Here is a 26181-nt window from a genome sequence, read left to right as displayed (position 1 = left end):
ATAAAAGGGCTTTTACAATAAAAATAATATATAGATTTGCATCGTTAAATATGAATTGTTAAATATGAAAATTTTAAAATCATACTACAAGACTCCATCATTTTTGACTGGAAGATGTATCGTTTCATTGGCCATATTGGGCCTGATATCATGCAGCGATAGAAATGGCAAATCATTGTCTGAAGCTACGAACGATCCTGCCGGAATATACAGGGAGTACTTGTACAATATACGACGTCAGAAAGATTCCTCATTTCAAGTATTGACCAAGCATATCCTACAATGGCAAACAGTAAAAGACTCTGTTTTTAGGTATCTCCGGAATGATACGCTCAGCCACCCCCATTCCAATCAGCGTGAAGAGTGTATCAGACTGCATGATTCTATCCGCACTGAGTTCTCACGCTTAGCCCTCTCAAAGACGCGTACTTATCAGGAACTTTTGGCTCTCAAAGGAGAGTTCTCACCTTATAACAATGATGAGGAACTGCATCATGCCGCTGGAGAAATCCGCCCGTTTTTCAACTCACTGGATAATCTTCCGCTTCATAAGGGTAACAAAGAGGAAATCCTTGCGGCTTACCGTATGTTACTGACCCGAACTATCCGTAACGGCATACATAGCCGCAATGAACTGATTACTTATATCACTAAAGAAGATGCTATATTCCGTGCGTTCCTCTCTCACTTGCACGATTTCGAAGGTGAGAGTATGGCTGACATCACACGTGGTACTGAACAGTGTTGTTCGCAGATATTCTTTGCCGCTGAGAGAAAGGAGATTACCTATCGGGAGGCTATGCTTTATTTGACAATGCGCACCAATCGTCGCCAAATACAAAATATGCAGATTTGTATAGAAGATGTTCGGAACAAAAAAATCAAGACTTCTTCGCAAGCACATGCTTATATATGGATGCTTATCCACCCTTATACTTCACTGGACGGATTCTCTATGACATTGCTTTCCGATAAAGAACGGAAACAACTTGACAGGATGGCGGCACAGACACCTGTGGCGTTCAAAACCTTGAGCCGAATCCTGCAATCGGAAAGTGGTCAACTGACTGAACTGCCAGGAATGCTTATGGATATTTTCATACAGACGCTCTAACAATATAAAAAATGAATATGTTACGACATTTTTTCAATGACTTTATGACATTTGTCCCTCTGCAACTACCGCAACTACTCGATGTGACGACAATGGAGGAAGCACAATTCTACGGTGACTACGCCCTACTGACCTTCCCGCTACGCGACCCTTACGATTTGGAGGAAGTGATGGATCTGTTTGAGGACGATATGGAGCTTATAACTCTCTACCACCACATCCCCACGCACGCTGACAAATTCAGGCATAGCACCTGTGCATACTCCAACCCGGCATTTGGACAGATGTTCAAGATGAATTGCAAGACAGATGCAGACGGTAAGGTAAATAGCATTCTTGTCACCATCTATGATTCTCTTGAGCAGATGTACGGCGAGCTGTGCCTTGATTTGGATCTTCATTCCAAAAGTGGCACATTCAAGTATAAGAAGAACAAAGACGATCTCTTGATGGATTTCCTTTAATGGTCATGTTATGCGGGACACACTATACCGACAAATGGTTTATTGGATTAGGGAATACCGGACATGGATAGAGGTTGTTGATGACAATTTCTATAAGGAGTATGCTTTGTCAAGAAACGGATATATCAATTACATTGTTTCCCGCACGTTGGTACTGCGGGCTTGCAAAGACAAAGGCTCATACGCCAAAGGCATGACATGGACAATTCCGGAACATAAACTGGATAAGGCATTGGCAGCCTACCGTAAGCAGGAGCATACGTTCAAGCAACGTATTAAGAAAGCAGCGATATACCTTTCACCGAGGGACGCCGAAGTTATCATCCTATTGGCCACCCACAATATTGTCCAATTAGAGTTGATGATATCCCCCATTCAAATACGCGAGAAACCCTATTATTTATGATTTGGAATATACTACAACTTATCTTCTGTATAACGCTTTTCGTATTGCCATTAGCATTGTACAAAAGCCACCGTTCTTTTATGGTAAGGTTCTACGATGCTATGATACACAGTGTAAAGGCTCGTAAACTATATGTACAGGTCGTATTGATTCTGCTATTGCTCTTCCACTATGTTTACATCAGCGGACATGTTGGCGAGTTCGGTGTTTTTCTTTCAACTGCTATCTGTGCCACTATATATTCATTTAGGAGAGCGGACAGATTGTTAAGAGGTTTATGTGACCGACCATGTATGTTTGTCATACTCTCATTGGTGGCTTTGGCCATCAGTTTTGTTCCACACTTGTACACAACGGCGGTAACTGCCGCCTATCTTCTTTTGGCTGCCCTGTTCTATCCCTCTGTTCGGGTTATGACCGAATTTCAGGACATAGGCATAATCTCTGAATGGATGAAATTCCCCAGACTATTAGCCGAAAGTTATTATGACCATCATCACGCGATATTGCCGCAAGATGCGGATAGCGGCAACACTGATATATCCGCACAATAGTAATAATTAAAAAATGAAATGAAAATGAAAACCAAGCAGAAAATAGCTGTCCCTATATTGGCAGACAGAGAAGTATTTGACTACCTCAAGGAGAAAGTCGGTGAACGAAAAACAAAGACAGAAGCCTTCTGTGATTTATTGGATAAATCTTTGGCAGGTTTTGTTTCCCCTTTTTTAAGGAACAAAGGCTACGAACTTCAACCCAACCAGTGCCACGTGACTGTTTCTGACCTTTCATCGGAATGGCATTGGCATAGGGCTACTGTCCGTTCTTTTTTGGATGTAATGGAAGAGTTCGGCTTGTTGAATCGCATCCGGCTTTCCAAAAGCGTCATCATTACCATGACTGTGCAAACCAGCCAATCCACGGAGTCTTGCAATGGACAGAAGAAGTTGAACCTTGCAGAACAGCTACGTGAGGCATTGTCCGATTGGATAATCGGCAAAGTGTCCCTTGACGAGATCGGAATCAAGTGTGAGCAACTTGTTCGTCGGGCAATGGATGAAGCTGGCATATGCGATAGCTGCCCATCTCCGGACAGTATCACTCGCATCAATCCGGCAGCGGATGATGATGAACGAGCTGTCAAGATTCGTATGGTAGCTTTGGAGTGCATTACATTTGCCGCTATACAACGGGCACTGCGTAAGTCGAGATTCGATGACAGTACAGAGTTTATGGACTACTTCCGATTGGAATTGTATGGGGACTGGACAGGACTTATTGCAACTTCGAAAGGTATTGCCGGGCTTATTCTTGATGTAGATAGGGATGAAAATTCCGATTATGATGAAGATGACAGGGAGTTCCTTAAAACGCTTTTTAAGCCTTTTCTGGCATTTGCGGCAAAGGCACAGGAGGCAACGTATCAGATTGGAGGTTGAAAACAGAATGTATAACCGCAACAATCCACTTTTGTATCCAGTGAAGCCCCCCTGCCAGTTATAGAAGGCATCCGGGCTTGCCCGCCTGCCACGAACAAAGGGAAGGGGGAGCCTAATACCCCACCTGCCTGACGTTGGTGGGAAGGGTGTCCGAACAAGCAGCAAGCTGGGACACGGTAGATTGTCCGAAACAATATGAAAAACGTATGGCAAATCAAAAACAGGTACTCGACGTGCAGGTGTCGAAAGGGATTACCACCGCCCAAAGTAATGAACATCTGCGTGACCGTAGTGAAAAGGCAGAGAAGTACGCTATGAGTAAGGGAAATTATGATCCTACGCGTAAACGGCTGAACTTCGAGATTGCGCCCGGAGGTAAAATACATCCCATCGACACAAGCCGTAGCATTCCCAAACGGATGGCGGACATATTAAGTCACCGTGGAATCAAAGATCCTAATGAGGGGCTGCTCGAACCAAAATACCGCACGGTGGTAAATATCATCTTCGGCGGTTCACGGCAGCGAATGCAGGAACTTGCTTTCGGTACGCAACAGGTGGACTTTGAAAAAGGTGCGGACAATACCCGCATCGAACGGAAGCGTGACATTGAACGCTGGGCCAAGGATGTTTATTCATTCGTTTGTGGCAGATATGGTGAGCAGAACATCGCTGCATTCATTGTACATCTGGATGAATTGAACCCGCATATCCACTGTACGCTTCTGCCAATCAAGGATAGTCGCTTTGCGTACAAGGAAATCTTCGCCGGTAAGGATAAGTTTGAATATAGTGCAAGAATGAAACAACTTCATACGGACTTTTTCGCAGAAGTCAATACAAAGTGGGGAATGTCAAGAGGAACAAGCATATCCGAAACGGGTGCACGGCACAGAACGACTGAGGAATACCGCCGAATGTTGTCTGAAGAGTGTACAACAATCGAGGATAATATCAAACTCCATCAACAGGTATTGGGTGAACTTCAATCAGACATCCGGTTGGCAGAACGCAGAGTCAAAGGGCTTACGACAATGGTTAGCAATCTTGAAAAGCAGAAAACTGAAAAAGAAACCTTGTTATCGGCAGCCGAGTACAATTTAAAAGAAAACAAAGGCAATGCGGCAGAATTGGCAATCCAAATACAAATGTTGGAAAAAGAGCTGCAAGGAATCATCAGACAACTGGCAGACAAGCAGGAAAAGTTGCAGACGGCTGACCGGCAACTCATCGAACTGAAAAAGGATATGGGAGCCATTGAAGAACGTACCGAAGAACTCAAAGAGGAGGCCTATCAATATTCCCGTGATGTACACTCCAAAGTGGATAGCTTGTTTAAAGACGTCCTACTGGAGAGTGTAATCAGCGAGTATCGTAACGCATCGGCACAAATGAATGTTTCAGAACGGCAGCTCTTTGACGGTTCACTGGTACAGTCTATCGCCGAGCGGGGTACGGAAATCATGCACTGTGCGACAATGCTATTTCTCGGAATGGTAGATGATGCCACTACATTTGCCGAATCACATGGTGGTGGAGGCGGAGGGAGTGACCTCAAATGGGGACGCGACGAGGACGAGGACAACCGAGCATGGGCACTTCGCTGTATGAGGATGGCGAGCCGCATGATGCGCTCGACTATCGGCAAGAAATCTAAACGGTAAATGGCATACGCCTTACACCAGATTAAAAGTATAACTAATGAAATCATTGGAATATGACGAAACAAATTATTTTCATCTTCGCTTTGCTCTGCACGTTGCAGGCACAAGCAAGTGTACAACCCGTACAGAAGGACACTGTACGACACACTATTCATTATGAAGTAGCGGAATTGCTTCAACCGATGCAGCCCGTCTATCTCAACGGGGTGCTACTTCCGGCATCTCGAACCGGCAACTGGTTTGTTAGCATATCCGGAGGTGCGACAGTTTTTCTTGGTACACCTCTCGGTTGTGAAGACCTTTTTGGACGAGTGAAACCTTCGTACAGCCTCGCCGTCGGCAAATGGTTTACTCCTTTGGTCGGCGCAAGGGTAAATTATAGTGGCTTGCAGTTTAAGGATGCACAATTATCTACGCAGGACTACCATTATATCCATGCAGATCTCCTGTGGAATCTCCTTGGACGCAGATATGCCCGACAGGAACAGGTACGTTGGAGGCTTGCACCCTTTATGGGTGTCGGTCTGCTACATAATGCCACCAACGGGAACAATCCCTTTGCGCTTTCTTACGGCATACTAACACAATACCGTATTTCCAAACGGGTTAGTGCTATGCTGGAACTCTCTAACACAACTACATTCCAGGATTTCGACGGATATGGCTATCCAAACCGTCTGGGCGATCACATGCTTTCGCTGACTGCCGGATTCACCTTTCATCTCGGTAAGGTCGGCTGGAAGCGCGCGGTGGATACGGCACCATACATCCATCGGAACGAACAGCTTGTCGATTATGGCAACTTCCTTTCGGAGGAGAACAGGCGTTATGTGGAACGTCACAATCAAGATAAGCGAACGCTCGTGGAATTAAAGAAAATTCTGGAAATCGAAGGACTACTCGATACATATAGCCATATCTTTGACAACGACGATATAACCGGATGCAGATATCCTATAAATAATTATAGCGGTTTGAACTCGCTTCGTGCAAGATTGAAGCATAGCTATTGGGACGGGTCGTCACCTCTTGACACGACTATTCTTCAGACAGAGAATGGAAAGCCATCATATAATTACACGGCTTCCCGAAATGTGCAGTCCGCCCATCAGGACACCCTCGCTATGGATTCCACGGTTCTTTCATACGCTGATGGAGAGTGCATCGGTACACCCATCTATTTCTTTTTTGCTCTCAATACGACACATCTGACGGATACCTCACAGAGGCTTAATCTTGACGAACTGGCTCGTGTAGCTAAGAAATACAGTTTATCCGTGAGGGTAACTGGTGCTGCTGACAGTTCTACAGGAACATCAAGTATCAATGATTCTTTGAGTATATCGAGAGCAAGTTTTATTACCGCAGAACTGGAACAACGTGGAATACCAGCCAAGCGGATTATCAGAGTTAGCAAAGGTGGAATTGCCGACTATACGCCCGTGGAAGCCAACAGACATACGAAAGTGGAGTTGTTTTTTCCAAAAGCGAAATAGAAATTTCGCATAATTGATGTTTAACTTTGTCATAATCAATGAAGCCTCTCCGCTGTGAAGCGAAGAGGCTTTTTCGATATGGTACACGTGAAGTTCGCCATTTTCCTACTGTCAGAACCAGAATGAAAATTATTTCGATGCTTCGAGTGACTCTTTTCTGAACTGTTTGAGAAGTTTTTCAAGTTCAAGTGATACTTTGCGGGCACGAGTTCCGGCAGCTTTGTTGCTTTTCTCCATCTGGAGGTTGGCATCTTTTGAGAATTGATCGAACAATTCACAGATTTGTGTAAATGTTTTTTCCATTGTTATGTTCTTAATATTATATAATACGCTGGCAAAGATAGCAAAAATATTTTTTTAGGACTTATATTAGCTCTGTTATATATTTCGCCTATAATATGATACCCCTTTTTATGTTTTTCCATTCTGAGTATTCCCTTATCGCACCATCGGCAAATCTGGCCGAAGAGATTTTATATGCAAAGGTACAGTGTCCGGACGATTGTCAAGCACCGCTATGCTAACGGTTCCTGGATATTTTACGGCAGCCTTCCTCAAATCAAAGATTGACTTTCAGTCCCCTTCTCATTGCAAGGTATAAAAGGACAAGCCTGCTTCTGCTCTTACATTCGAAGGTTGGGTATTCCGTTCCATTCCATTTACTGTTTACTTGTCTTATCGCCCTTATTCCACTGTTAATCCTGCATAAAAATCAATCCCCGGCAAGAAGCTGAAAGAGCTTCAAGCAAAGGGAAATAATAAATCAAAGAATATGGGAAAATACGATTTTATCAAGTTGGGTAATTTTCTTTATTGGCATGACCCAGATAGTGGTCTGTCTAATGGGGTTTACCAAGTGGCTTCTATTCCGGAAAACATTGAAGAGGATAGCGTTATTTTGATTGCATCTGATACTTCGGAAGCGGAGGTTTTTCCTTCTGAATTATCACCGATACATACCGGTAGAAGTCATAAAGAAGACTTTTTGCGTTGGAAAACAGAACGTGAAGCTGAAGGTATTGAGTTTTACGACCACCTTTCTAAGGTGATGGATACGGAAAACGACTTGAGTGTGGGAGATATGGTGGCGTTTACAAACGATTATGGAGTGATATTTGGACCTTGTGAGGTCTTAGCTTTTGGGAATCTCTGTAATAGTGGCAGATGTGTATATATTGACAGTGATTCTTATTGGTTTCCTAACCGTCCCGACCAACTCACCATCATGAGAGGTGCGAAATGACAATAACATATCCACCTGTAGCCAAAGCGGGTGGATAGCATTTCCTTGTATTGTATATTCAGCCCGATTACTCTTATAGCCATGCTCCACCGAACTCCCACTACCGGTCCTATTCCTTTTTTACTCGTCGTACTCCGTTTCTAAACAGTATAACACATTTATTGGCCTGACATTCTTGAAATTCACAACGGAAACAGTTTGGTTTCCGTGTGATGAAACACTTGAACTGGTATGTGAGAAATTCCCAACACTATGTTATTTCTATCAATCGGAAGAGTCGGGTCTGGCGGAGTACTGGACAAATGACCAAGAGGGTAAATACTTTCCCGACAAGTACATTGCAGACCTATGTACTCCAGACGACAAATGGTACAAGGAATATTTTGTCAACCAGACAGAAGTATTCAAGTGGTTTGAGGTGATAAGCGGTCAGTCTGTCGAATCAATAACAGAAATTCTTGCTATTGCCGAACAACGGAAAGATGAAAACGACAATTCTTTCTGTAACATCTATGAATATGCCGCAGGCTAAGACTAATCCGATGCAGAAAACGAAATGACGGTATGCTGACAGCGTGCAGCGAACTATCATTATCCGATAAGCTTCTCTGATTTGCCATGCAGATTGGGGAGACTTTGTCGCCTTCAGTCCTTTTATACAGTCTCAGAGTGCTTCTCCAGTCTTTTATATTCTTCCAATCCGGATATTCTTTATATCGCACATCGGCAGTTCTTATCTGAGAGATTTTGTATGCAAAGTTACTACAAAAAAGTGAAATGCGGAAAGATATAGTGATAGAATTGAGTTACAAGGGTTTTAGTTGAAGTGGCTATAATTCGTGAAGCCAGTACAATCACAGCAAAAGCCAAATCCTGACGCCACAACGTTACTTGTTCGTAACCATGCCCGATAATGCGACAAACGGGTATGGATGGCGAAACAAGACACTAAGGAATAGTGAGTTACCTACAACTCACGCAAAAAATTTGGTTACAGAAAAAGATTGCGCCGTTCCTCCCCGTTTTGCGTACCGACATCGGACTCTTCACCAACTAATTTTGAAACCAAAAAATTAAGGACGATGAAGAGTACATTTTCAGTCATCTACTACCTCAAGCGTCAGGTAGTGAAAAAGGACGGGACAGTTCCCGTCATGGGACGCATCACGGTGGACGGCAGCCAGACGCAGTTCAGCTGCAAACTGACTGTCGACCCGAAGCTGTGGGACACCAAAGGGGGACGTGTCACGGGCAGAAGCACGGCGGCACTTGAAACGAATCGTATGCTTGACAAGATGCGGGTGCGCATCAACAAGCACTATCAGGAAATCATGGAGCGTGACAACTTCGTCACGGCGGAGAAGGTGAAGAACGCCTTTCTCGGATTGGAACACCGCTACCACACGCTGATGCAGGTGTTCCGCCGGCACAACGAGGACTATGAGAAACAGGTGGAGGCTGGCATGAAAGCCAAAGGCACGCTGTTGAAGTACCGCACCGTTTACAAGCACCTGCAAGAGTTCCTCACCATCCGCTACCATGTGAAGGACATCGCCCTGAAAGAGCTTACCCCGGCTTTCATCTCCGACTTCGAGATGTTCCTGCGCACGGACAAGCACTGCTGCACCAATACCGTGTGGCTGTACGTCTGCCCGCTACGGACGATGGTGTTCATCGCCATCAACAACGAGTGGCTGACACGCGACCCGTTCCGCGAGTATGAAATCAAAAAGGAAGAAACGACACGCAGTTTCCTTACCAAAGAGGAAATACGCCTGTTGATGGAAGGCAAACTGAAAAACGCCAAACAGGAACTGTACCGCGACCTCTACCTGTTCTGCGCCTTCACCGGATTGTCATTCTCGGATATGCGCAACCTCACGGACGAGAATATCCGTACCTACTTCGACGAACACGAGTGGATAAACATCAACCGCCAGAAAACGGGTGTGGTGTCCAATATCCGCCTGCTTGACATCGCCAACCGCATAATCGGCAAATACCGGGGACTGTGCGGGGACGGCAGGATATTCCCCGTCCCGCATTATAACACGTGCCTTGCAGGTATCCGTGCCGTCGCCAAGCGTTGCGGCATCACCAAGCATATCACGTGGCATCAAAGCCGCCACACGGCAGCCACGACAGTTTTCCTTTCCAACGGCGTACCCATCGAAACGGTCAGCTCCATGCTCGGACACAAGAGCATAAAGACGACGCAGATTTACGCGAAGATAACCAAAGAAAAGCTCAATCAGGACATGGAGAACCTTGCGGCAAGGTTGAACGGCATCGAGGAATTTGCAGGTTGTACCATCTAAAAAAGAGAAGCCATGAAGCGAGACATAATCATCATAGAAGACAAGGCGGTCAGCGTAACCGGTAATGACGTGTGGATGACCGCCACCGAAATAGCCGGACTGTTCCATACGACCGTCCCGGCAGTGAACGCCGCCATCAAAGCCGTCCGCAAGTCGGACGTGCTGAACGACTACGAGGTGTGCCGCTACATGCAGCTTGAAAACAGGCTGTACGCGGATGTGTACGCACTTGAAATCATCATCCCGGTCGCTTTCCGACTGAACACCTACAACACCCACCTGTTCCGCACATGGCTGGTGAGAAAGGTACTCGCCAAAGAGAAACAGCAGGCATACGTTATGTTTATACCGAGCGGAAATGTTGGCTATTGTTGAAGATAAAGCCCCATTCTAAAAGTAAAAGCTACCTTAGAGGTAGCTTTTTTTGCGGCAGGGCGGGATTCGAACCGTTATCATATCTTACTTTTACTTTTCTTATTTTACTCTGATTATTAGGTATTTACAAATTTTATTACCTATCTTTACCTAACCTTACAAAGGTAAAATATGGTAATATTAAGCATTTCTGTCCGAAATATGTCCGAGAAATATGAAAGTGAATTTTTATTTAGATAAGCCCTATAATCCCGATATTTCGCCTGAAAAGGTCAAACAGGAATTGGCAAAGGTTGGAGGGAAAAAGAAGAACCTTGCACAAAAGTTCTGGAATCCATCGCCCACTGCACTGTATCTCTTCTTTTCACCGGATAAATCCTGTAGGATAAAATACAGGACAAACTATAAGATATTGCCCAAAAGTTGGGATTTTGAAAAGGAAAGGCTTAAACCAAGTGCCAGCGGAGCGTTGGAATTCAATGTTGAACTGAACAACCTTGCAAACTGCTGTACAAGGGAAGCAATGCGAAAAAAAGAAACAAACCAGTTTCTTTCCAAAGAGGATTATAAACAGATTGTACAGGACTGTATTGACAGGGACAATGCCGTCAATAGTGAAATATCCATTTCCCACCTGAAAACCCAGTTCCTTTCCTACAAATCCAATTTTGTCAAAGAGGGTACGTTAAAAGAATACCGGACAGTCTTTAAGGGATTGGAGGATTTTGAGAAGCATAAGGGAACAAAACTTATCCTTAGGGAAATGGACGGTAAATTTCTCGATCAGTTTGAGGTATTTCTAAGCAGGAAAAAGAACACGAACGATGGAGATAAAGAGGGCTTGCTGAATGACACCATCCACAAGTACATCTCCACGTTAAAGGTATTCCTAAAGTGGTGCAACGACAATGATTATTTGGTGCATCCCGATGTCTTCAAGACCCAGAAGACAAACTTTAAGAAGAAAGCCTACAATGAGATCATTGCCCTGTCAGAATCCGAAATACAGAAACTGATGAACCATGATCTTTCGGACAGACCCAGTCTGGAAAGGGTACGGGATCTGTTCTGTCTATTGTGCTACACAGGGCAAAGATTTGAGGATCTGATCAACTTTGACCCAAAGGACATAAAAAACAATGCTTGGGACTTCATTTCGGTAAAAGTCAAAAAAAGGGTGATCGTACCTTTTGAGGGGTATATTGCCCCAGCAAAGGATATCTTGGAGCGTATCGGTTACTCCGTGCCCAAGATATCCAACCAGAAGTTCAATGAATATATCAAAACTGTCGGCAAACTGGCAGGAATGGACGAAATCATAAAGATCACAAGGTATTCAGGTAAGCAAAAGCTGGTGATAGAAAAAAGGAAGTACGACTTCCTATCGAGCCATGTCGGCAGAAGATCAATGGTAACGAACCTATTGAGCAGGAACGTACCCATTACACTTGTGCAGAAACTGACCGCACATTCCGACATAAGGACTTTAATGAAATACGAATCGGCAAACACGGATTCGTTAATCGATGCACTGAACAAATTTTAAAATTATGAACAGTAAATATTTCAGAAGAAGAAAACCGTTTGACTTTGATCCGCATCCATTGGACGTGGGCGTCCCTTTTTCCAAGAACGATACGCATGCGGATGTACACTTTCTTATAAAAGTTCAGCGACTTCCAGAGAGTCAACTTGAAGATCTCTTTTTGCGCCACTTCAACTATTACAAAGCTGAATTCAACGATACTGACGGCAGAGAGTTTTTTAAAGAATTATGGCAGACTGTTAATTCCGAGCTAAAAAAGGAAAGAAGCAAATCACAGGAAAAGCTGTCGGCGACACAGAAAAGAAGAAACGACCTTAGAATACAGAAATTCCAGTATTTCATCGAGAATATCCTTCCCAAATATGACCGATGGAATTTCACGGTAAGTCTGTCAAAAAAATATGAGATAGTCAGCGAGCAACTATTGCAAGAAGTAAAGAGCAAAACTCAAATAGAATTCCAGCGGACACAGGAATTGATCGATTCGGCATTTACGAAACTTGCCAATTCATCCAATGCAAGTACAGAATCCAATATAAATACCATAAAAACTATTCTGGAGAACTATCTAGATTCGAACAAAGAGGAACAGGAAGAATTAAAAAAGCAATTCATCCAGAAACAAAATCTCGATCGTTTGCTAGCACAGTATAATACGACATTAAAAGAATTGGATGAATTTAAAGAACAGGTTAAAAAGCTCAAAAAAGAGAAATCCCGATTGAATTCCTTGGATCATCATAAAATCAATATACTGAACGGCGACAAACTTAATCTGATCGCGTTGTTTGATGAATTTATGAAAGCAAAGATAATAATCAACGGAAAAGCAGAAACATTCCTAGGGACTAACGCCCATATAACATGGGCAAAAATCATTTCCAATCATTTTTTGGAACATGATAAGCCAATTCCATTCGGAACAGTAGAGAACTATTTTTGTGACGGTAAACCCACCGACATTGACAATTCAGATCGCAAATTCAAAATTATTCCAATTGAATAGCCAGAAGATAAATCATACCACCCCCTTGCAGAGATGCCGTTCAAAATTCTGAACGGCATTTTTTGTGGTCTTGCTTGCCCAATTTTGTGTCAAGTTAATTAAACGAAGAAAGTGGCCATGACTTCGACATTCTTAAATTGATAAACATGAGCAAAGTATGATTACACTGGATCGAAATGCCCTTAGAGATTGTGTCAAGGATGCAGTTAGGGAAGAACTACAGGTTTTTATTTCAAAGGTTGGTAATATGGACGATCCTCCGCAAAAAAAGCAACCGACAAAACTAATGACCAAAAAGGAAATGGCAAACGAGCTTGATATTTCCCTTGTCAGCCTGACCGAATGGATGAAACAGGGGCGTATTCCCTATAAACGTATGGGAAAGCGCATTTACTTCAACAAAGAAGATGTTATGGCATCCATGACGAACTTCAACCATAACAAAGGAGGTAAATAATGATCTCGTTTAACCAGGACATAGCCACTGCATTGGATAGGGCTATAGTAAAAATAACAGATAAATTTTTAGAACCTCCGATCATGATAACAATCAGCAATTCCGATTCCGTTATCGGTACATTAGGAAATTTCAGCGCATCCACCGGAAAGGCCAAGAGTAGGAAAACATTCAATGTGATTTCATTGGTCGCTGCTGCATTGAGCGGAAAACAGATATTACAGTATAAGGTCAAAGTTCCCATAAACCGTCCATTGGTACTGTACTGCGATACGGAGCAGAGCAGATTCCATTGCCACAGGTTGATTTCAAGGGTTTACAAACTCATAAATTACCCGACAACGGAAGTCCATGAAAACCTAAAATTTATATCCCTGAGGGAATACCCCACTAAAGAGCGCATAAGTATCATCGAATATGCCCTGTCCAAATATGCGGGCAAAATATGTCTGGTCATCATAGACGGGATCAGGGATCTTGTTTACGACATCAATAATGCTACGGAAGCGACCGAAATTACCGGCAAGCTGATGAAATGGTCACAGGAGCTGAATATACACATCCATACCGTACTGCACCTAAACAAGGGTGATGACAACACCAGAGGGCATTTGGGGACAGAATTGAACAATAAGGCTGAATCCATATTACAGGTCACCAAAAGCGATCTGGATACAAACTACAGCACCGTGGCGCCAAAGTTCATCAGGGATATCGAGTTTGAGCCATTTACCTTTTTTATCGATGATGGTTTGCCCGTACTGGATGAGAACTTTGACCTGTCAGGTACAGTATCGAGAAAGGGATTCGACTATCAGGAGCTTTCCAAAGAGAACCATCGGGAAGTGTTACAGGAAATGTTCAACGGCAGTGAAATAACCTGCACATATGATGAATATGTTGGCAGATTACGGAATGCGTATCTGGCAAAGGGCTTCAATTTCGGCATCAATAAAGCCAAACAGCTGAAGACATTTCTGGAAAACAAACGGATGGTCATCAAAAACGATAAGACCTACCGGTTCAACCCTGAATTCTATTATTAAAAAACAGGTTTAGTTTAGTCCGCCCCTATATAGTAATAGACTAAACTAAACCTACTTTAAAATTAAGATTATGACATGTGATGAATTAAAGCGCATACCGCTCATATCCATATTAAATTATCTACAGATACCATGCGCAAGGATGAACAGCCGTGAAGCATGGTTTAAAAACCCATTCAATGGAGGAGACGAAAGAACGGCTTCGACAAAGTTGGATATCCATAGGAATATCTGGTACTCGCATTCGGAAGGATTCGGAGGAAATAACATTGACTTCCTGATGAAGTTTTTGGATACGGAAAACCTATCAACTGTTTTAGATTGGGCTGATGAAAGAAAAAATATCTTTTCTTTTCACCAGCAGACCGTATTGGATAAAGTACAGGTCATGCAACAAGAAAATGAACGCGCTTACACCATCCTTTCCGTTGAGCCTCTCGGAAACAAAGCTCTGACAGACTATCTGACCGACGTACGCAAAATAGATATTGAAATTGCCAGAGTATACTGTCAGGAAATCTATTACCGGACGGCAAAAGGACAGACGTACTTTGCCGCAAGTTTTAAGAATGATGCAGGTGGATACGAACTGCGCAACAGCTATGATAAACGCTCCCTATTGACAAAGGGGATCACCACGATCGATAACGGCAACAAAGATGTTGTTTTGTTTGAGGGCTTCACGGATCTGCTATCCTTTATGACGTTAAAAAAGAATGCAGGTAAGCCGTATCTAAATACGAACTTCTGTATCCTGAATACGACCGCCAATCTGCAAAAAGCATATCCATTCTTAGGGCGACATAACGGAATAACAAGCTATCTGGACACAGATAGCAGTGGTTTAAAATCGTACAACAGTTTGCGAAGCCATTTTGAAAAAACGCACACCGTAAAAAATGGAATGGAAGAATTGCAGAGGCAAGACAACAGGATCAAGGATGTCAATGACTATCTGATTTTCACATCATCCAAAGAACAGACCCAAAATATTCAATCGGGAAGAAAACTATCGAATAGGTAGGAAGCAAGGTTGTGTTTTGGTGACCCCAAAACCGATTGGCTCCCGATGGTCACAGCTAAAAAGAAACAAGATGAAAAATAACAAGAAAAAAGGCGGAAGACCCGCACTCGAAAATAAAAAACAGTTCAGGATCAATGTCCGTTTCGATGAAAGCGAACATAACAGAGTTTTGCATAATGCAAAAATTGCAGGTATGAGCAAATCGGAATGGGTACGCAAATCTGCGATCCTACGAAAAATTACACCTAGGTTTACCGAAGAACAATTGAAAGCTTTTAGGGCGATTACTGGGGCTTCGAACAATCTAAATCAGCTAACTAAAAAAGCACACCAGTCTGGACTGATTGAGGTGACACAGGAATGCAAAAATACGATCCATCACATTAACCATTGTATCAATAAACTACTGCACCATGATAGCGAAGATAATTGAGGGCCGATCTTTCGGCGGATGCGTTGGATACGCCCTGAAAAAAGATAGTGAGATTATCCATGTAAATGGATTACGGACGGATTCGGCAAAGACCATCACACAGGACTTTAATTTTCAGCGGATGCTGAATCCAAGATTGGGCAAGGCAGTCGGACACATTATTCTTTCGTGGAATACAGAAGATAAAAACAAGCTGAATAATGACATCATGCTATCCGCAGCTAAGCGTTATTTATCAAAATTAGATATTAGGGATACCCAATGCTTAATGGTGCGCCACCACGACCGCCAACATGATCATATCCATATTATTTTTAATCGGGTAAACGATCATGGCAAAACTATCTCCAATAGCAATCAGCGGTATAAGAGCTTTAAAGCTTGTAAAGAATTAAATGCATTATATGGCTTTAAGCAGTCCGAAGGAAAACGAAATGTCAACAGAGGTAGACTGAAAGGTAATGATCTAACGAAATACCAAATTTACGACACCGTCAAGGCAGGCATACGACACAGTAAAAACTGGAAGGAACTACAAAATTATATCCGTTACAGAGGTGTGGAAATGCAGTTTAAATATAGATTGGGGTCGGATGAGGTTCAAGGTATTTCGTTCATCAAAGATGAACAGACATTTCGGGGTTCTGCCATAGACCGCTCATTGAGCTTCGGACAGATCGACAAGGCTTTAAATAGCATAGATAATTCTATTGAACTAAATCAAATTACTGGAAGCTATGTTTCGAAGGATCATTCTATAGACAGAAATATCGGAGAAACACTTGGTCACATAACATCAGCTTTATTTTCGAACCCCGAAATTACACCAGAGCAAGATGATCCGTTGATCAAGAAAAGAAAAAAGAAAGAGAATTACGGACTAAAACGTTAATACCATGAACACAGAATTAGAAAATATACAGCAACAGGTAAGCGCATTGCAGGAAAACACAGACTTGATCACGCAGGATATTGTACGAATAATGCCTACAATTGTCTCCCTACTTTCTGAAAATGAAAAGAAAATGCAGGAATTTCATGAAATGCGAGCAAAGGATCAGGAACTACTACAACAGATCAAGCAATTTATTAAAAGAGAAAACGATGTACTATCTAAGATCATTAACGATTATGGGACACTTCAGGATGTAGCTAATGAAATCTCCACAATAACTAGACAGGAATTAGCTGTATTAACAATCAAAGAAAAAGACATTGTTTCAAAGATAGCTGAAATTCCTGATCAGGTCATTGTAAAACATCATTACGGCATTGATCTCAAATCAACACCTCTGATCATTGTTATGATAGCATTATCTACCATTATTTCGCTAGGTCTCGGTGTTCTATACGAGAAGAACAAACAATTAGACGATAGAAAATCGTATGAAATGCGTTACCGAATGATAGAATTGGAGCTACCGCATGTAACATCGCATATCGATTCTACTCATTCTCTTAACCCTAAGAAATTCCATAATTTGGTGATTAAAAGAGAGGAAGAAAATAAACTATTAAACAGTATAGACCAAAAACGTCAGGAGATCAAAAACTTAAACAGTCCTGAATAACGGCTCGGCGACTTGGCGAAGTAGCGAAGCTGTATCGAAGATACAAAAGCGGAGCTATTTAGCCAAGTCGCTTGTTGTAAGCAGTCCGCGAAGCGGCGGCTTACGGCAAGCGACGTAAGTCGCCGAGCCATTGTTAGCAAGGAGCGCAGCGGATTGCTAACAACGTGCCGCGTATTGGCGATGGGCGGGATTTTTAGCACTGAACTTTAATCGAAGAACAGAAGTTGAATTTTGCACTTCCGTTGATACGAAGCCGTTCAGCCCGCCTATTGCCAATACGATGTTGTACGACGTAGTTATGTTTTGGGTTTTAGTCCAGCTAAATATTTTCGTATGTCATTTTCTAATTTATCCGGGTATTTGTACTCTAATTTTTTTGACAATTCAGTTCCTATTTCTGAAACTAAATCAGTCATTGAAAATAGAGCAGTCCAATTTTCCTTTATATCGCTCCCTGAAAATGTTTGTTCTGTTTTAGCCCACATTTCCTGGTTAAGATACTTTTTGAAAAGTCGTCCATATTTATTGGTCGTTATGTTCCAATTGTGTTCACTTGCAATGTGCCATTCAATTAAAGGAATTAGATATTCTGTGCGAATAACGGTTTCCGACATAAATTTCGCATAGAATATTTCATCTCTCACAAGACACTTTGCCACGTAAGTTGTGTCCCACCAAAAATCGTTTATTAGATTTTGAAACTCTTTTTCAGACGGTTTTTTGATAATGGAAATTTGATAAGTTGGTTTCAGCATTTGCTTTGTAATACCATCTTTATCAATTAAAATTTTATAACCAATATCCCAATCTTCTGGTAATTCTTTCTCTTGCGTTTCCTTTATAAATTTTGATTTGCTGTAAAGTTTAAAATCTACTTTCACACCGTCTTCATAAAGTAGCATTTTCATTGCGTGTTTATGGTTAAAACAACTTTCGTCTTCTTCAATCATAGCAATTGGATTTCCGAATTTAAGCGTCCAGCTTTTGTCTGAAATGTAATTTGTATTATCCTCAAAAACAAATTCAATGTCTAAATCACTAAATTCGTCAACAAGTGCTAAAGGATTTACAAGTGAACTTGTCAGAAGAAGAACTCTTACATCTTCGTTTTTCTCCGACCATTCTATAATTGTTCTTAACTTTTCTTCTCTGACTTTCATTTTGTTTGGTTCGGTTTTACTATGTCGTACAACGTTTGGCAAATTGGCGATGGAGCCGACTTTTAGCACAAATGTTGAATAGAATTACTAATCTTCAACATTGCACAAAAGTTCAATAGAAGTACTTCACCGGCTCTATTGCCAATTTGTTTGTTATGTGCCGTTTTATTCCATTTTATACATTTAACAATTGCTGAAACGTAAAGTCGGGTTTAAACATTTCAATTTCGTTTTGAGTTGATTCTTCTTGTGCTTCTTTGCCATAGATAAACATTTGCTGTTCATAATTTTTAACAGCCTCTTCAATGCTATTAAATTTTCCATCGGCTAGATTATCAGACAATATCAAGGCATCCACCAACCCACTATTTACTCCCTGCCCTGCAAAAGGCGGCATCAAATGTGCGGCATCCCCAATCATTGTTATGGGTAATGGGCGCTTGCTTTTCCAAGGCTTTTCTAAAGGAAATATCCGTGTAGCCAATCCTACAAATGACAACGTCGTATGAATCAATTCTTTGTAGCGTTCGTCCCAATCGGAAAATTCTTTCAGAAGAAAATCAACGACACTATTTCTGTTTTGAAAATCTACCTGCGTTTGGTTTTTCCATTCATCAGGTGTTTTAAAACTTATTCCAAAATGCAATGCACCATTATTATTGGGGTTAGCAAATAATAAATTACCTTGGTGAGATGCCATTAGCCGGTTTCCATTGCATAGCTGAAAAAATCCAGGACAGTTTATCTCTGGTTGATGAATATCGGCTTGTATATTGAAAGTACCTGTTTCTTCAACTTCCGTGTCGGTAACAAATTTTCTTACCTTGGACATCCCGCCATTGGCAAGAATAACCAAATCTGCTGTTTCACTCGGTTTATTCTCAAAAGTTAGTGTCCACTTCTTCTTACCAGGTTCAAGCATAACAAGTTTTCTATCCCAAATAACCGTGTCGTTTTCTAAACTATTCAACAAGATAGCCCTTAAGTCATTTCTGTTTATTTCAGGATTGTCAAATCGATTTTCGGGCTTTACATTTTTTGTGGATAAAATATTGCCTTTTTCATCAGCAATATTTACACCCATTGGTAAGGCTAAGTCATAATAAGTTTGTAACAATCCCGCTTTTTTCATTGCTTCCTGACCTGAACCTTTGTGTAGGTCAAGGGTTCCACCAAAAATTCTTGCCTCTCGGTCGTTGTCTCTTTCGTAAACTGAAACGTCTATGCCGTTTTGCTGTAATAATTTTGCCATAGTCAGTCCAACGGGTCCACCACCAATTATTGCAACGTTCTTATCACTAAGTAAATTCATTTGTTTGTCTGTATCTATTCGCATTGTCATTCAAAAATGGCACATAACGTCCGGCGGCTTGACGCAGGGCGGGTTTTTACCACTACCTTTCAATCGAAGCCGATACCGTAAAATTAGAAAAAAATGTTCAATCGAAGACGTTTACCCCGCCTTGCGTTTCAAGCCGATTGTTGTGGGCTGTTTTTTTTGTCTGTCGAGTTATACATTCATTAGCTGTTGAAAAGTAAAGCTCGGATTTCGCATTTCTATTTCATTCTTTGTCGAGTCCGCTTGTGCTTCTGTTGCGTAAACAAACATTCGTTGTTCATAGTCATCAATAGCACTTTGTATCGTTCCAAATTTCCCGTTTGTAAGATTTTCTGACAAAATCAAAGCGTCCATTAGTCCAATGTTTACGCCCTGCCCTGCAAAAGGTGGCATTAGGTGAGCTGTGTCGCCAATTAAAGTTATGGGTAACGGACGATTACTCTTCCAAGGCTTTTTGTCTAGCGGAAATATTTTTATTGTTAAACCAACGAAAAAAGTTGTTGAACGAATTAACTCCTTGTATTCATTGCTCCAATTTGAAAACCTGTTTGTCAAGAACTCGGAAACGCTTTTTGTGTCCTTAAAATCTAATCCTTTTCCATTATTCCATTCTTCAGGCTTTTTGAAAATGACACCGTAAGTTAACATTCCGTTGTTAAATGGATTCGCAACTAATAAATTCCCTTGATGTGCGGTCATTAGTCTATTGTTGTTGCACAACTTATAAAATTCAGGGCAGTTCGTTTCTGGTTCAGGAATGTCGCCCTGAATAATAAAAGTACCTGTTTCTTCGACTTCATTATCTGAAACAAAATTTCTTATTTTAGACATTCCACCATTGGAAACAATAATAAAGTCGGCCAATGCAGTTGGCTTATTTTCAAAATGTAGCAGCCATTTTCCGTTTTCTTGTTCAAGCCCAATAGATTTTCTATCCCAAACAACTGTGTCATTTTTCAAGCTGCCAAGCAACATTTTTCGCAACGCGTTTCTATTTATTTCGGGGTTGTCAAACTTATTTTCGAGTGTCGGGTTTCTTGTTGCTATAATGTTACCCTTCTCATCAGCAAAGTTTACGCCCATAGGTAGCGCCAAATCATAGTAGGTTTGCAACAATCCTACTTTTTTCATTGCTTCTTGTCCTGAATTTTTGTGAAGGTCAAGCGTTCCGCCCCAAACTCGTGCTTTTGGGTTTTCATCTCTTTCGTAAACGGTAATGTCAATACCGTTTTGTTGTAACAAGTTTGCCATTGTTAGTCCAACTGGTCCGCCACCGATAATTGCAACTTTTTTATTGTTTAATAAACTCATATTTCGATAGTCATTTGATGTTTGTCGTGTCGTGTGCAAAATAGCCCACAACGGTTCTCAGCTATACGCAGGCAGGGATTTTAACCACTGAACTTCCTACGAAGAACTGAACTTCAAATTTACCACTTCACTGTCATAGAAGCACGAAACCCCTGCTTGCGTATAGGTGATGTTATGCTGTCGGCTTTCATTTTTTCTTCTTTCTCGTTAATTTATCTTGCAAAGATACAGCTTTAGAATGGTCGTCAAGTAACGCTGCGCTAACAGTTCCCGGATACTTGTGGCAGCCTTCCGCATATCGAAGATTTGGGTATTCCACTTCATTCCATCCACTGTTTACTTGCCTTATCCATCCTTTCCTTGCTGTCAATTTCGCATAAAAATCATTCCTGACAAGAAGCCGGAAGAGCTTCAAGTAAAGGGAATAAAGTTTAATCATTTAAATTTCAAAATTATGCACAGCCGAATTTTTCAGATTTCTAAAATGTGGATAGAAAAAGAAAACTATCTGAATGAAGACACTCTCCATCAAGGAGATGGCAGTTTCTATGACTATTGTGCGGAGATAGATGACGAAGAACGTAAGGAGGATATTCGTTATTTGGTCAATACTGCTCTACCAAAAGATATGTTCGAACTTGTAGGTGATGACACCATACGCTACATTGGTGGTGTGGAACAATGGAAAGAGAACTTTGTGACTAACATCCGTAAGAAAGCTGAAGCTATTACGACGGAAAATATGTTGGAGTTTGTAGGCCCTGTTTATCAACTTGAAAAGGCATTGGAAAATCCATTGGATATTGCGTATCATTTCTATTTGGACGGAGAGGGATACCAGTCATTTGCCGAAAAATCTTTTGCATTTATGGAGTTTGTCTGTACGCTTGAACCGGGAACGATACTCTATATCGGAGGAGTCATCGACTATCACTTCTGATACTCCATATAATTTTTTTAAAGCCACCCGCAACTCAAGCGGGTGGTTATCATCTTCCTATATAACAGTCCGGTTACTTTTATAGACCATGTTCTGCCGAACCTCTGTTGCCAATTCATAGCCTCTTTTACCTATTCCATATTCCCTGTTCTAATTGTATTACATCCTTACAGTCCCGACATGTACCATTGTTTGTTTCGTGCGCGAAGGTACGGTGGCAAACGATGTTCAAGTACCGCTGTTGCTACCTGAAATGAAATTTGACGTAACCTTCCGCAATCACAGATTCCGGTATTCATAAAATTTCATTCCGGTTACTTGCTCATAGTTCTTGCATCCACCGTTGAAAATGCACATGAAACAACCTCTTGGGTAAAGTCGGAAGGCTTCAAGAAGAGGGAAATAAAAAACAACTTAAAAAAATAAATGCAATGAGAACTAAAACACTCTACAGATGCGATGCACAGAAAATAGACATCAGTCGTTTCCCTAACTTTCACATAACAGGAAGTATAACCGGAATGAAGAAACTCTATTATGGCAAGAATGCTCTATTGGTACGTTGCGGAAGCTGGATTTACAACGTGTCAAGTGAACCCGAAGTTTATTATAATATAGCACATTAGTAGTATGAAAAAAGGTTATAAAAAAGATTTTCAGAGTTGGAAAGGTATAGTAACTCTAAAATTACTTTGCTGCAATATAGCAGCAGGTCGTTTTGATTGGAAGAAATATTGTACGCCACAGCCTTATTGTGGTCAGGAGATTTGCGTTATACCGCTACATTGTTCTTATGGACAGATAGGCTACACTGTGTATTTCCCTTATTCTGATATGCCGGAAGTGGAATACGATTGGGAAATGAACAAATTAACTATTGACAAAGAGAATTGGGAGAATTATTTACAGAATTAATATTAAAAATATGGCACAGAATTTTTATACCAAATGGCAGAACGCAATCCTTGCAGATGCAGGAGTCTATGTTTCAAAAAAATACCGCAGTTTCCAAACTGCCTTAGTACGTGAGATTTCCAAGTACGCAACAGCCGTTGGCGCAAAAGTAACATTCAACTTAAAGGGGCATTATAATACCTCTTGTTTCATAGAACGTAACGGTAAATTCGTTTACATCAGTCACTCTTCCGGTTTGTCCCGAATGGGTAGCGGTGTAAAAATAGAACTCGATTCTTTCTTAATCCGGACAGCCCAACACGCGAAAGATTACAGAGGGGGACATAATCAGTATTGCGATATAACAAATTTACAGTCTATGATAGATAATTTGTTAGAGTAATAAAATAAATTCAAGAAAAGGTACGGAGCAAACAGCTCCGCATCTTTTTCCGTTTTATCGGCGCATTCCGCCGCTGTACTCTGCTTCTTGTAGCTCTTCCCGGTATTCCTCCATATTATTCAGCTTTTCGTTCACGGTTTGCAGGTTGGCATCCAACGAAGCATTATGGTCGTATGGGAAACGATGTTGTGCGACAAGTCCCGCATTAGTAACCGGCCCGATATCTATCATGTCGGATTCTTTATTATAGCTGACATACAGCACATCACCATTCGGCATTTCAAATGCAGGAATCTTTTGTTGTGTCATGATAGCGAATTGTTCCGCAGCCATCTCCTTGGCTACCCCTTTTAATGTATCTCCAGCATGTTCGATACCATAACGCCTGATATGGTCGCGTACTTCCTTTTCCGTGAATTTCAGCATCACTTCATAAGTTCCCCCGACACTCCCATTGTACACCACAGCAAAATCCTTGTCCTCAATCAAAAGATTGTCTCCTCGGTTCTGTATGGGAGAAGAATAAGTATATTCTTCGTTAATGCCGTTACCGTCATAATACTCCTTGGCGAGAGTCAGCAGTCCTTCGTAGTCCCCCTTATCCTTGAATGCGTCCAACCGCATCGTGTCATCGGTAAGCTGAAGATAGGCCACGGAAGAATAATACACTTTTTCTTTCGGTGCTACTGTTTGCTCTTCATCAATGTTCTGCTTCAATTCCAGTGCAATCTTATCCACCTTTTGGGTAATCAGAGAAGCCGCTCTTTTCACATCCAACAGAGTTGTCTTGATGAATTGTGGCGATTCCTTCAATTCGTCGAGCCATCCTTTGAGGTAGGCACAACTGTCCTCTTTTATATGTTTCGTCATGCCGTAACGTTGGGCAACCAATGCGCTGCCTAACTCGGCTACCAATTCTTCGCGCGCATACTCTGCCGAGCCGAAAGTTGTCGGCTTGATACGGTCGAGAACTCCTTCCGCACCGGTCGAGTGTGTCATCTCATGGAATAGTGTTCCATAGAACGCCTCTCCAGATTTGAACTGTTCCTTTTCCGGCACAACGATTTCATTTCTCGATATAGAGTAGTAAGCGTTATCCTGATGCTGTGGTTTGATCGGACAAATCCACAGATTGTCCTTTATCAGCGCATCGACGGGAGCGAAGCTGAAATACTCTCCGTTCTCAATCTTCGGTAGCGAATACTCCTTTTCGAGTTTTTGCCACAGCTCCGGTCTTGCCTCCTGCAAGTTGGTCTGTGCCACGTTAAAGACTCGGAATACCTGCATCTTAGGATAAACATTGTATTCCTTCTTCTCGTTATCAGATAGTTTTTTGTAGTCATCATACTTAATCTTCTCACCAGAATCCTTGTGTATGCAGGTGAATGTAGTCAGCATGATTGGGAATGATTTTTCTCCACGAAGTACAGAAACACGAGGTTTCTCCTGATTGTCCTTATCGGATTTGTTGAGCCGTTGTACACACTCAAAAGTGCAGAAGCGCGGAATCTTGTAACCTTCCTTTTCACAATGTATAAGCAACATAATGGCATTCATGCCATTATACTCGCGTCCGGAAAGATTGCAGGGCCATTGTAACGCTTCTTCCGTGAACCATGGCTTTCTCCAATCCTTACGGATACTCTCGATTTTCTCAATCATCATTTCAGCGAAGAGGTCTAATGCTTTATCTTCGCTGTTCGGCCCGTCCGTGTGCTGTTTTTTATATCCGGCCATATCCTTTACTGATTGGAATTAGACGAATCTGCTACATACTGTACAAGTTCTTCCACCTTGCATGAAACATTCAGCTTTCCGTTATATGCCGAAAGGGATATTTCACCTTTGGCATCCACTCGCACGCCCGGCTGTAACCATGCTTCGCGTTCTTTGCCAAAACAGAAAAAACGTACCCATTGGTATTCAAAGCCATTCTCTACTTTCTCCGTACTGAATGCCGAAAACATTGTGTAAGGCTGGTCTTTCTTATCCCTTTTTTCCTCGATATGCTGCCCGACCTTACCTCGAAATACTAATTCGCCCTTGACCGTATCTTTCGCATCTGCCGTAGCTGTACGAATTTCGTTAATAAAAAGATTGAAATAAAGTTTGTCACCACGGTGTTTGAGATACATTGTCCCCGAAACCTCGATGCGGGAACCATTTCGATATTTGGAAACCTCCTTTCCGGCAGTATCTTTGCTGACATCCACCTCAATAGGCATAGTCTTCCCGTCTGTGTCAGGGATCATTACTCGAAGAGGAAAAACCAGGAACGTTTTCCCTTCCTTATTGGTGCGTATCGACGCATCACGTCCGATAACGCCACATACCGTAACATTACATTTTATCATTTCTATTGTCTTTTAATGTGATACATAATCACCCGACAACTGTGTTGCCATGATTTGTTGTTGAACTGCTAAATCATTGCTCTTAATCGGGTGCTCGTATCATTGCCCAGATCAGCCATCCGGCAAGGAACAGTTGAACGCTCACGATAATGAGCGTTGCTACCCAGCCGAAGAGTTG

Annotated in this window: 30 protein-coding genes; 23 read left to right on the top strand and 7 right to left on the bottom strand. The window is 41.8% G+C overall.

The annotated features are described in order from the left end of the window. Window positions 1-64 precede the first annotated feature (64 nt). The 7 genes from CI960_RS14230 (at window position 65) to CI960_RS14200 (ending at window position 6583) form a co-directional block, all read left to right on the top strand. Window positions 65-1114, top strand: a complete 1050-nt coding sequence (locus tag CI960_RS14230; RefSeq protein ID WP_004323439.1) for a hypothetical protein — start codon at window positions 65-67, stop codon at window positions 1112-1114. Window positions 1115-1131: 17 nt separating this feature from the next. Then, a complete protein-coding gene (locus CI960_RS14225; RefSeq protein ID WP_004323438.1) occupies window positions 1132-1578 on the top strand; it encodes a hypothetical protein in 447 nt (148 codons plus the stop codon). Window positions 1579-1588: 10 nt separating this feature from the next. Continuing rightward, complete coding sequence (locus CI960_RS14220) at window positions 1589-1984, top strand: hypothetical protein (protein ID WP_004323437.1); 396 nt, start codon at window positions 1589-1591, stop codon at window positions 1982-1984. Further along, window positions 1981-2538 (top strand): hypothetical protein, encoded by a 558-nt coding sequence (locus CI960_RS14215; protein WP_004323436.1) that lies wholly within the window; start codon window positions 1981-1983, stop codon window positions 2536-2538. Before CI960_RS14220 ends, CI960_RS14215 begins: the two co-directional genes overlap by 4 nt. Window positions 2539-2562: 24 nt before the next feature. Further along, window positions 2563-3423: a hypothetical protein gene (locus CI960_RS14210; protein ID WP_004323435.1), complete on the top strand. Its 861-nt coding sequence runs from the start codon at window positions 2563-2565 to the stop codon at window positions 3421-3423. Between the two features lie 206 nt (window positions 3424-3629). Next, window positions 3630-5087: a MobV family relaxase gene (gene mobV, locus CI960_RS14205; RefSeq protein WP_004323434.1), complete on the top strand. Its 1458-nt coding sequence runs from the start codon at window positions 3630-3632 to the stop codon at window positions 5085-5087. 53 nt (window positions 5088-5140) lie between these two features. Then, window positions 5141-6583 carry an OmpA family protein gene (locus CI960_RS14200; RefSeq protein WP_094582401.1) on the top strand — a complete coding sequence of 481 codons (1443 nt, stop codon included), beginning with the start codon at window positions 5141-5143 and terminating at the stop codon, window positions 6581-6583. 129 nt (window positions 6584-6712) lie between these two features. On the opposite strand, the gene CI960_RS14195 is transcribed toward CI960_RS14200, so the two are convergent. Next, window positions 6713-6886, bottom strand: coding sequence for a histone H1 (locus CI960_RS14195; RefSeq protein ID WP_004323432.1), 174 nt, complete (start codon window positions 6884-6886; stop codon window positions 6713-6715). Window positions 6887-7355: 469 nt separating this feature from the next. Between CI960_RS14195 and CI960_RS14190 the strand changes: the two genes are divergently transcribed. The 12 genes from CI960_RS14190 to CI960_RS14130 all read left to right on the top strand — a co-directional run bounded on the left by CI960_RS14190 (window position 7356) and on the right by CI960_RS14130 (window position 17602). Beyond that, on the top strand, window positions 7356-7826 hold the full coding sequence (locus CI960_RS14190) for a hypothetical protein (protein ID WP_011203050.1): 471 nt from the start codon (window positions 7356-7358) through the stop codon (window positions 7824-7826). 175 nt (window positions 7827-8001) lie between these two features. Then, the gene (locus tag CI960_RS14185; RefSeq protein ID WP_011203049.1) at window positions 8002-8358 is read left to right on the top strand and encodes a hypothetical protein; all 357 of its coding nucleotides are present in this window, start codon (window positions 8002-8004) and stop codon (window positions 8356-8358) included. A 550-nt stretch (window positions 8359-8908) separates the two neighbouring features. Beyond that, window positions 8909-10144 (top strand): site-specific integrase, encoded by a 1236-nt coding sequence (locus CI960_RS14175; RefSeq protein ID WP_005790860.1) that lies wholly within the window; start codon window positions 8909-8911, stop codon window positions 10142-10144. Between the two features lie 12 nt (window positions 10145-10156). Then, window positions 10157-10519, top strand: coding sequence for a hypothetical protein (locus CI960_RS14170; protein ID WP_005790858.1), 363 nt, complete (start codon window positions 10157-10159; stop codon window positions 10517-10519). Between the two features lie 214 nt (window positions 10520-10733). Continuing rightward, entirely contained in the window at window positions 10734-12065 is a 1332-nt protein-coding gene (locus CI960_RS14165) for a site-specific integrase (protein WP_003013274.1), read from the top strand. Window positions 12066-12069: 4 nt separating this feature from the next. After that, window positions 12070-13071, top strand: coding sequence for a hypothetical protein (locus CI960_RS14160; RefSeq protein WP_003013276.1), 1002 nt, complete (start codon window positions 12070-12072; stop codon window positions 13069-13071). Between the two features lie 157 nt (window positions 13072-13228). Further along, on the top strand, window positions 13229-13528 hold the full coding sequence (locus tag CI960_RS14155) for a helix-turn-helix domain-containing protein (RefSeq protein WP_003013280.1): 300 nt from the start codon (window positions 13229-13231) through the stop codon (window positions 13526-13528). Then, window positions 13528-14574: an AAA family ATPase gene (locus CI960_RS14150; RefSeq protein ID WP_003013282.1), complete on the top strand. Its 1047-nt coding sequence runs from the start codon at window positions 13528-13530 to the stop codon at window positions 14572-14574. Before CI960_RS14155 ends, CI960_RS14150 begins: the two co-directional genes overlap by 1 nt. 142 nt (window positions 14575-14716) lie before the next feature. After that, window positions 14717-15598, top strand: a complete 882-nt coding sequence (locus tag CI960_RS14145; protein WP_003013284.1) for a toprim domain-containing protein — start codon at window positions 14717-14719, stop codon at window positions 15596-15598. A 70-nt stretch (window positions 15599-15668) separates the two neighbouring features. Then, window positions 15669-16031, top strand: a complete 363-nt coding sequence (gene mobC / locus CI960_RS14140; protein WP_003013287.1) for a plasmid mobilization relaxosome protein MobC — start codon at window positions 15669-15671, stop codon at window positions 16029-16031. Beyond that, window positions 16012-16923: a relaxase/mobilization nuclease domain-containing protein gene (locus tag CI960_RS14135; protein ID WP_003013289.1), complete on the top strand. Its 912-nt coding sequence runs from the start codon at window positions 16012-16014 to the stop codon at window positions 16921-16923. Before mobC ends, CI960_RS14135 begins: the two co-directional genes overlap by 20 nt. Before the next feature lie 4 nt (window positions 16924-16927). Beyond that, on the top strand, window positions 16928-17602 hold the full coding sequence (locus tag CI960_RS14130; protein ID WP_003013290.1) for a hypothetical protein: 675 nt from the start codon (window positions 16928-16930) through the stop codon (window positions 17600-17602). Between the two features lie 296 nt (window positions 17603-17898). Here the strand turns inward: CI960_RS14130 and CI960_RS14125 are convergent, their stop codons facing one another. The 4 genes from CI960_RS14125 to CI960_RS23955 form a co-directional block, all read right to left on the bottom strand. Further along, window positions 17899-18762, bottom strand: a complete 864-nt coding sequence (locus tag CI960_RS14125) for an aminoglycoside 6-adenylyltransferase AadS (protein ID WP_003013318.1) — start codon at window positions 18760-18762, stop codon at window positions 17899-17901. Between the two features lie 175 nt (window positions 18763-18937). Beyond that, window positions 18938-20104 carry a tetracycline-inactivating monooxygenase Tet(X2) gene (locus CI960_RS14120; RefSeq protein WP_008651082.1) on the bottom strand — a complete coding sequence of 389 codons (1167 nt, stop codon included), beginning with the start codon at window positions 20102-20104 and terminating at the stop codon, window positions 18938-18940. A gap of 168 nt (window positions 20105-20272) precedes the next feature. Continuing rightward, window positions 20273-21412: a tetracycline-inactivating monooxygenase Tet(X1) gene (gene tet(X1), locus CI960_RS14115; protein WP_005790841.1), complete on the bottom strand. Its 1140-nt coding sequence runs from the start codon at window positions 21410-21412 to the stop codon at window positions 20273-20275. 187 nt (window positions 21413-21599) lie between these two features. Next, a complete protein-coding gene (locus tag CI960_RS23955) occupies window positions 21600-21851 on the bottom strand; it encodes a hypothetical protein (RefSeq protein ID WP_094582399.1) in 252 nt (83 codons plus the stop codon). Window positions 21852-21866: 15 nt separating this feature from the next. On the opposite strand from CI960_RS23955, the gene CI960_RS14105 reads away from it, so the two are divergent. From CI960_RS14105 to CI960_RS14090, 4 genes are all read left to right on the top strand, one after another. Then, a complete protein-coding gene (locus CI960_RS14105; protein ID WP_004323429.1) occupies window positions 21867-22352 on the top strand; it encodes a hypothetical protein in 486 nt (161 codons plus the stop codon). Window positions 22353-22783: 431 nt separating this feature from the next. Next, window positions 22784-22978 carry a hypothetical protein gene (locus CI960_RS14100; protein WP_004313635.1) on the top strand — a complete coding sequence of 65 codons (195 nt, stop codon included), beginning with the start codon at window positions 22784-22786 and terminating at the stop codon, window positions 22976-22978. Window positions 22979-22982: 4 nt separating this feature from the next. Continuing rightward, entirely contained in the window at window positions 22983-23267 is a 285-nt protein-coding gene (locus tag CI960_RS14095; RefSeq protein ID WP_004308705.1) for a hypothetical protein, read from the top strand. Between the two features lie 10 nt (window positions 23268-23277). Beyond that, a complete protein-coding gene (locus CI960_RS14090; protein WP_004308703.1) occupies window positions 23278-23649 on the top strand; it encodes a hypothetical protein in 372 nt (123 codons plus the stop codon). A gap of 54 nt (window positions 23650-23703) precedes the next feature. Here the strand turns inward: CI960_RS14090 and CI960_RS14085 are convergent, their stop codons facing one another. Further along, window positions 23704-25386 (bottom strand): zincin-like metallopeptidase domain-containing protein, encoded by a 1683-nt coding sequence (locus tag CI960_RS14085; RefSeq protein WP_004323428.1) that lies wholly within the window; start codon window positions 25384-25386, stop codon window positions 23704-23706. Between the two features lie 5 nt (window positions 25387-25391). Continuing rightward, window positions 25392-26003 carry a hypothetical protein gene (locus CI960_RS14080; RefSeq protein ID WP_004323427.1) on the bottom strand — a complete coding sequence of 204 codons (612 nt, stop codon included), beginning with the start codon at window positions 26001-26003 and terminating at the stop codon, window positions 25392-25394. Window positions 26004-26181: the final 178 nt, after the last annotated feature.

Source organism: Parabacteroides sp. CT06 (assembly GCF_002257605.1).
Lineage (GTDB): Bacteria > Bacteroidota > Bacteroidia > Bacteroidales > Tannerellaceae > Parabacteroides > Parabacteroides distasonis.
The sequence above is the reverse complement of the archived record's forward strand: the minus strand, read 5'-3'. Positions and strand labels throughout refer to the sequence as shown.

What these genes read in the sequence shown, in the direction of transcription:
- CI960_RS14220 (WP_004323437.1), top strand. Translation starts at nt 1,589, where the DNA reads ATGCGGGACACACTATACCGACAAATGGTTTATTGGATTAGGGAATAC.
- CI960_RS14095 (WP_004308705.1), top strand. Translation starts at nt 22,983, where the DNA reads ATGAAAAAAGGTTATAAAAAAGATTTTCAGAGTTGGAAAGGTATAGTA.
- CI960_RS14190 (WP_011203050.1), top strand. Translation starts at nt 7,356, where the DNA reads ATGGGAAAATACGATTTTATCAAGTTGGGTAATTTTCTTTATTGGCAT.
- CI960_RS14230 (WP_004323439.1), top strand. Translation starts at nt 65, where the DNA reads ATGAAAATTTTAAAATCATACTACAAGACTCCATCATTTTTGACTGGA.
- CI960_RS14160 (WP_003013276.1), top strand. Translation starts at nt 12,070, where the DNA reads ATGAACAGTAAATATTTCAGAAGAAGAAAACCGTTTGACTTTGATCCG.
- CI960_RS14170 (WP_005790858.1), top strand. Translation starts at nt 10,157, where the DNA reads ATGAAGCGAGACATAATCATCATAGAAGACAAGGCGGTCAGCGTAACC.
- CI960_RS14215 (WP_004323436.1), top strand. Translation starts at nt 1,981, where the DNA reads ATGATTTGGAATATACTACAACTTATCTTCTGTATAACGCTTTTCGTA.
- CI960_RS23955 (WP_094582399.1), bottom strand. Translation starts at nt 21,851, where the DNA reads ATGATTAAACTTTATTCCCTTTACTTGAAGCTCTTCCGGCTTCTTGTC.
- mobV (WP_004323434.1), top strand. Translation starts at nt 3,630, where the DNA reads ATGGCAAATCAAAAACAGGTACTCGACGTGCAGGTGTCGAAAGGGATT.
- CI960_RS14150 (WP_003013282.1), top strand. Translation starts at nt 13,528, where the DNA reads ATGATCTCGTTTAACCAGGACATAGCCACTGCATTGGATAGGGCTATA.
- CI960_RS14145 (WP_003013284.1), top strand. Translation starts at nt 14,717, where the DNA reads ATGAACAGCCGTGAAGCATGGTTTAAAAACCCATTCAATGGAGGAGAC.
- CI960_RS14080 (WP_004323427.1), bottom strand. Translation starts at nt 26,003, where the DNA reads ATGATAAAATGTAATGTTACGGTATGTGGCGTTATCGGACGTGATGCG.
- CI960_RS14100 (WP_004313635.1), top strand. Translation starts at nt 22,784, where the DNA reads ATGAGAACTAAAACACTCTACAGATGCGATGCACAGAAAATAGACATC.
- mobC (WP_003013287.1), top strand. Translation starts at nt 15,669, where the DNA reads ATGAAAAATAACAAGAAAAAAGGCGGAAGACCCGCACTCGAAAATAAA.
- CI960_RS14120 (WP_008651082.1), bottom strand. Translation starts at nt 20,104, where the DNA reads ATGACAATGCGAATAGATACAGACAAACAAATGAATTTACTTAGTGAT.
- CI960_RS14085 (WP_004323428.1), bottom strand. Translation starts at nt 25,386, where the DNA reads ATGGCCGGATATAAAAAACAGCACACGGACGGGCCGAACAGCGAAGAT.
- CI960_RS14125 (WP_003013318.1), bottom strand. Translation starts at nt 18,762, where the DNA reads ATGAAAGTCAGAGAAGAAAAGTTAAGAACAATTATAGAATGGTCGGAG.
- CI960_RS14105 (WP_004323429.1), top strand. Translation starts at nt 21,867, where the DNA reads ATGCACAGCCGAATTTTTCAGATTTCTAAAATGTGGATAGAAAAAGAA.
- CI960_RS14130 (WP_003013290.1), top strand. Translation starts at nt 16,928, where the DNA reads ATGAACACAGAATTAGAAAATATACAGCAACAGGTAAGCGCATTGCAG.
- CI960_RS14165 (WP_003013274.1), top strand. Translation starts at nt 10,734, where the DNA reads ATGAAAGTGAATTTTTATTTAGATAAGCCCTATAATCCCGATATTTCG.
- CI960_RS14135 (WP_003013289.1), top strand. Translation starts at nt 16,012, where the DNA reads ATGATAGCGAAGATAATTGAGGGCCGATCTTTCGGCGGATGCGTTGGA.
- CI960_RS14200 (WP_094582401.1), top strand. Translation starts at nt 5,141, where the DNA reads ATGACGAAACAAATTATTTTCATCTTCGCTTTGCTCTGCACGTTGCAG.
- CI960_RS14155 (WP_003013280.1), top strand. Translation starts at nt 13,229, where the DNA reads ATGATTACACTGGATCGAAATGCCCTTAGAGATTGTGTCAAGGATGCA.
- CI960_RS14090 (WP_004308703.1), top strand. Translation starts at nt 23,278, where the DNA reads ATGGCACAGAATTTTTATACCAAATGGCAGAACGCAATCCTTGCAGAT.
- CI960_RS14225 (WP_004323438.1), top strand. Translation starts at nt 1,132, where the DNA reads ATGTTACGACATTTTTTCAATGACTTTATGACATTTGTCCCTCTGCAA.
- CI960_RS14195 (WP_004323432.1), bottom strand. Translation starts at nt 6,886, where the DNA reads ATGGAAAAAACATTTACACAAATCTGTGAATTGTTCGATCAATTCTCA.
- CI960_RS14175 (WP_005790860.1), top strand. Translation starts at nt 8,909, where the DNA reads ATGAAGAGTACATTTTCAGTCATCTACTACCTCAAGCGTCAGGTAGTG.
- CI960_RS14210 (WP_004323435.1), top strand. Translation starts at nt 2,563, where the DNA reads ATGAAAACCAAGCAGAAAATAGCTGTCCCTATATTGGCAGACAGAGAA.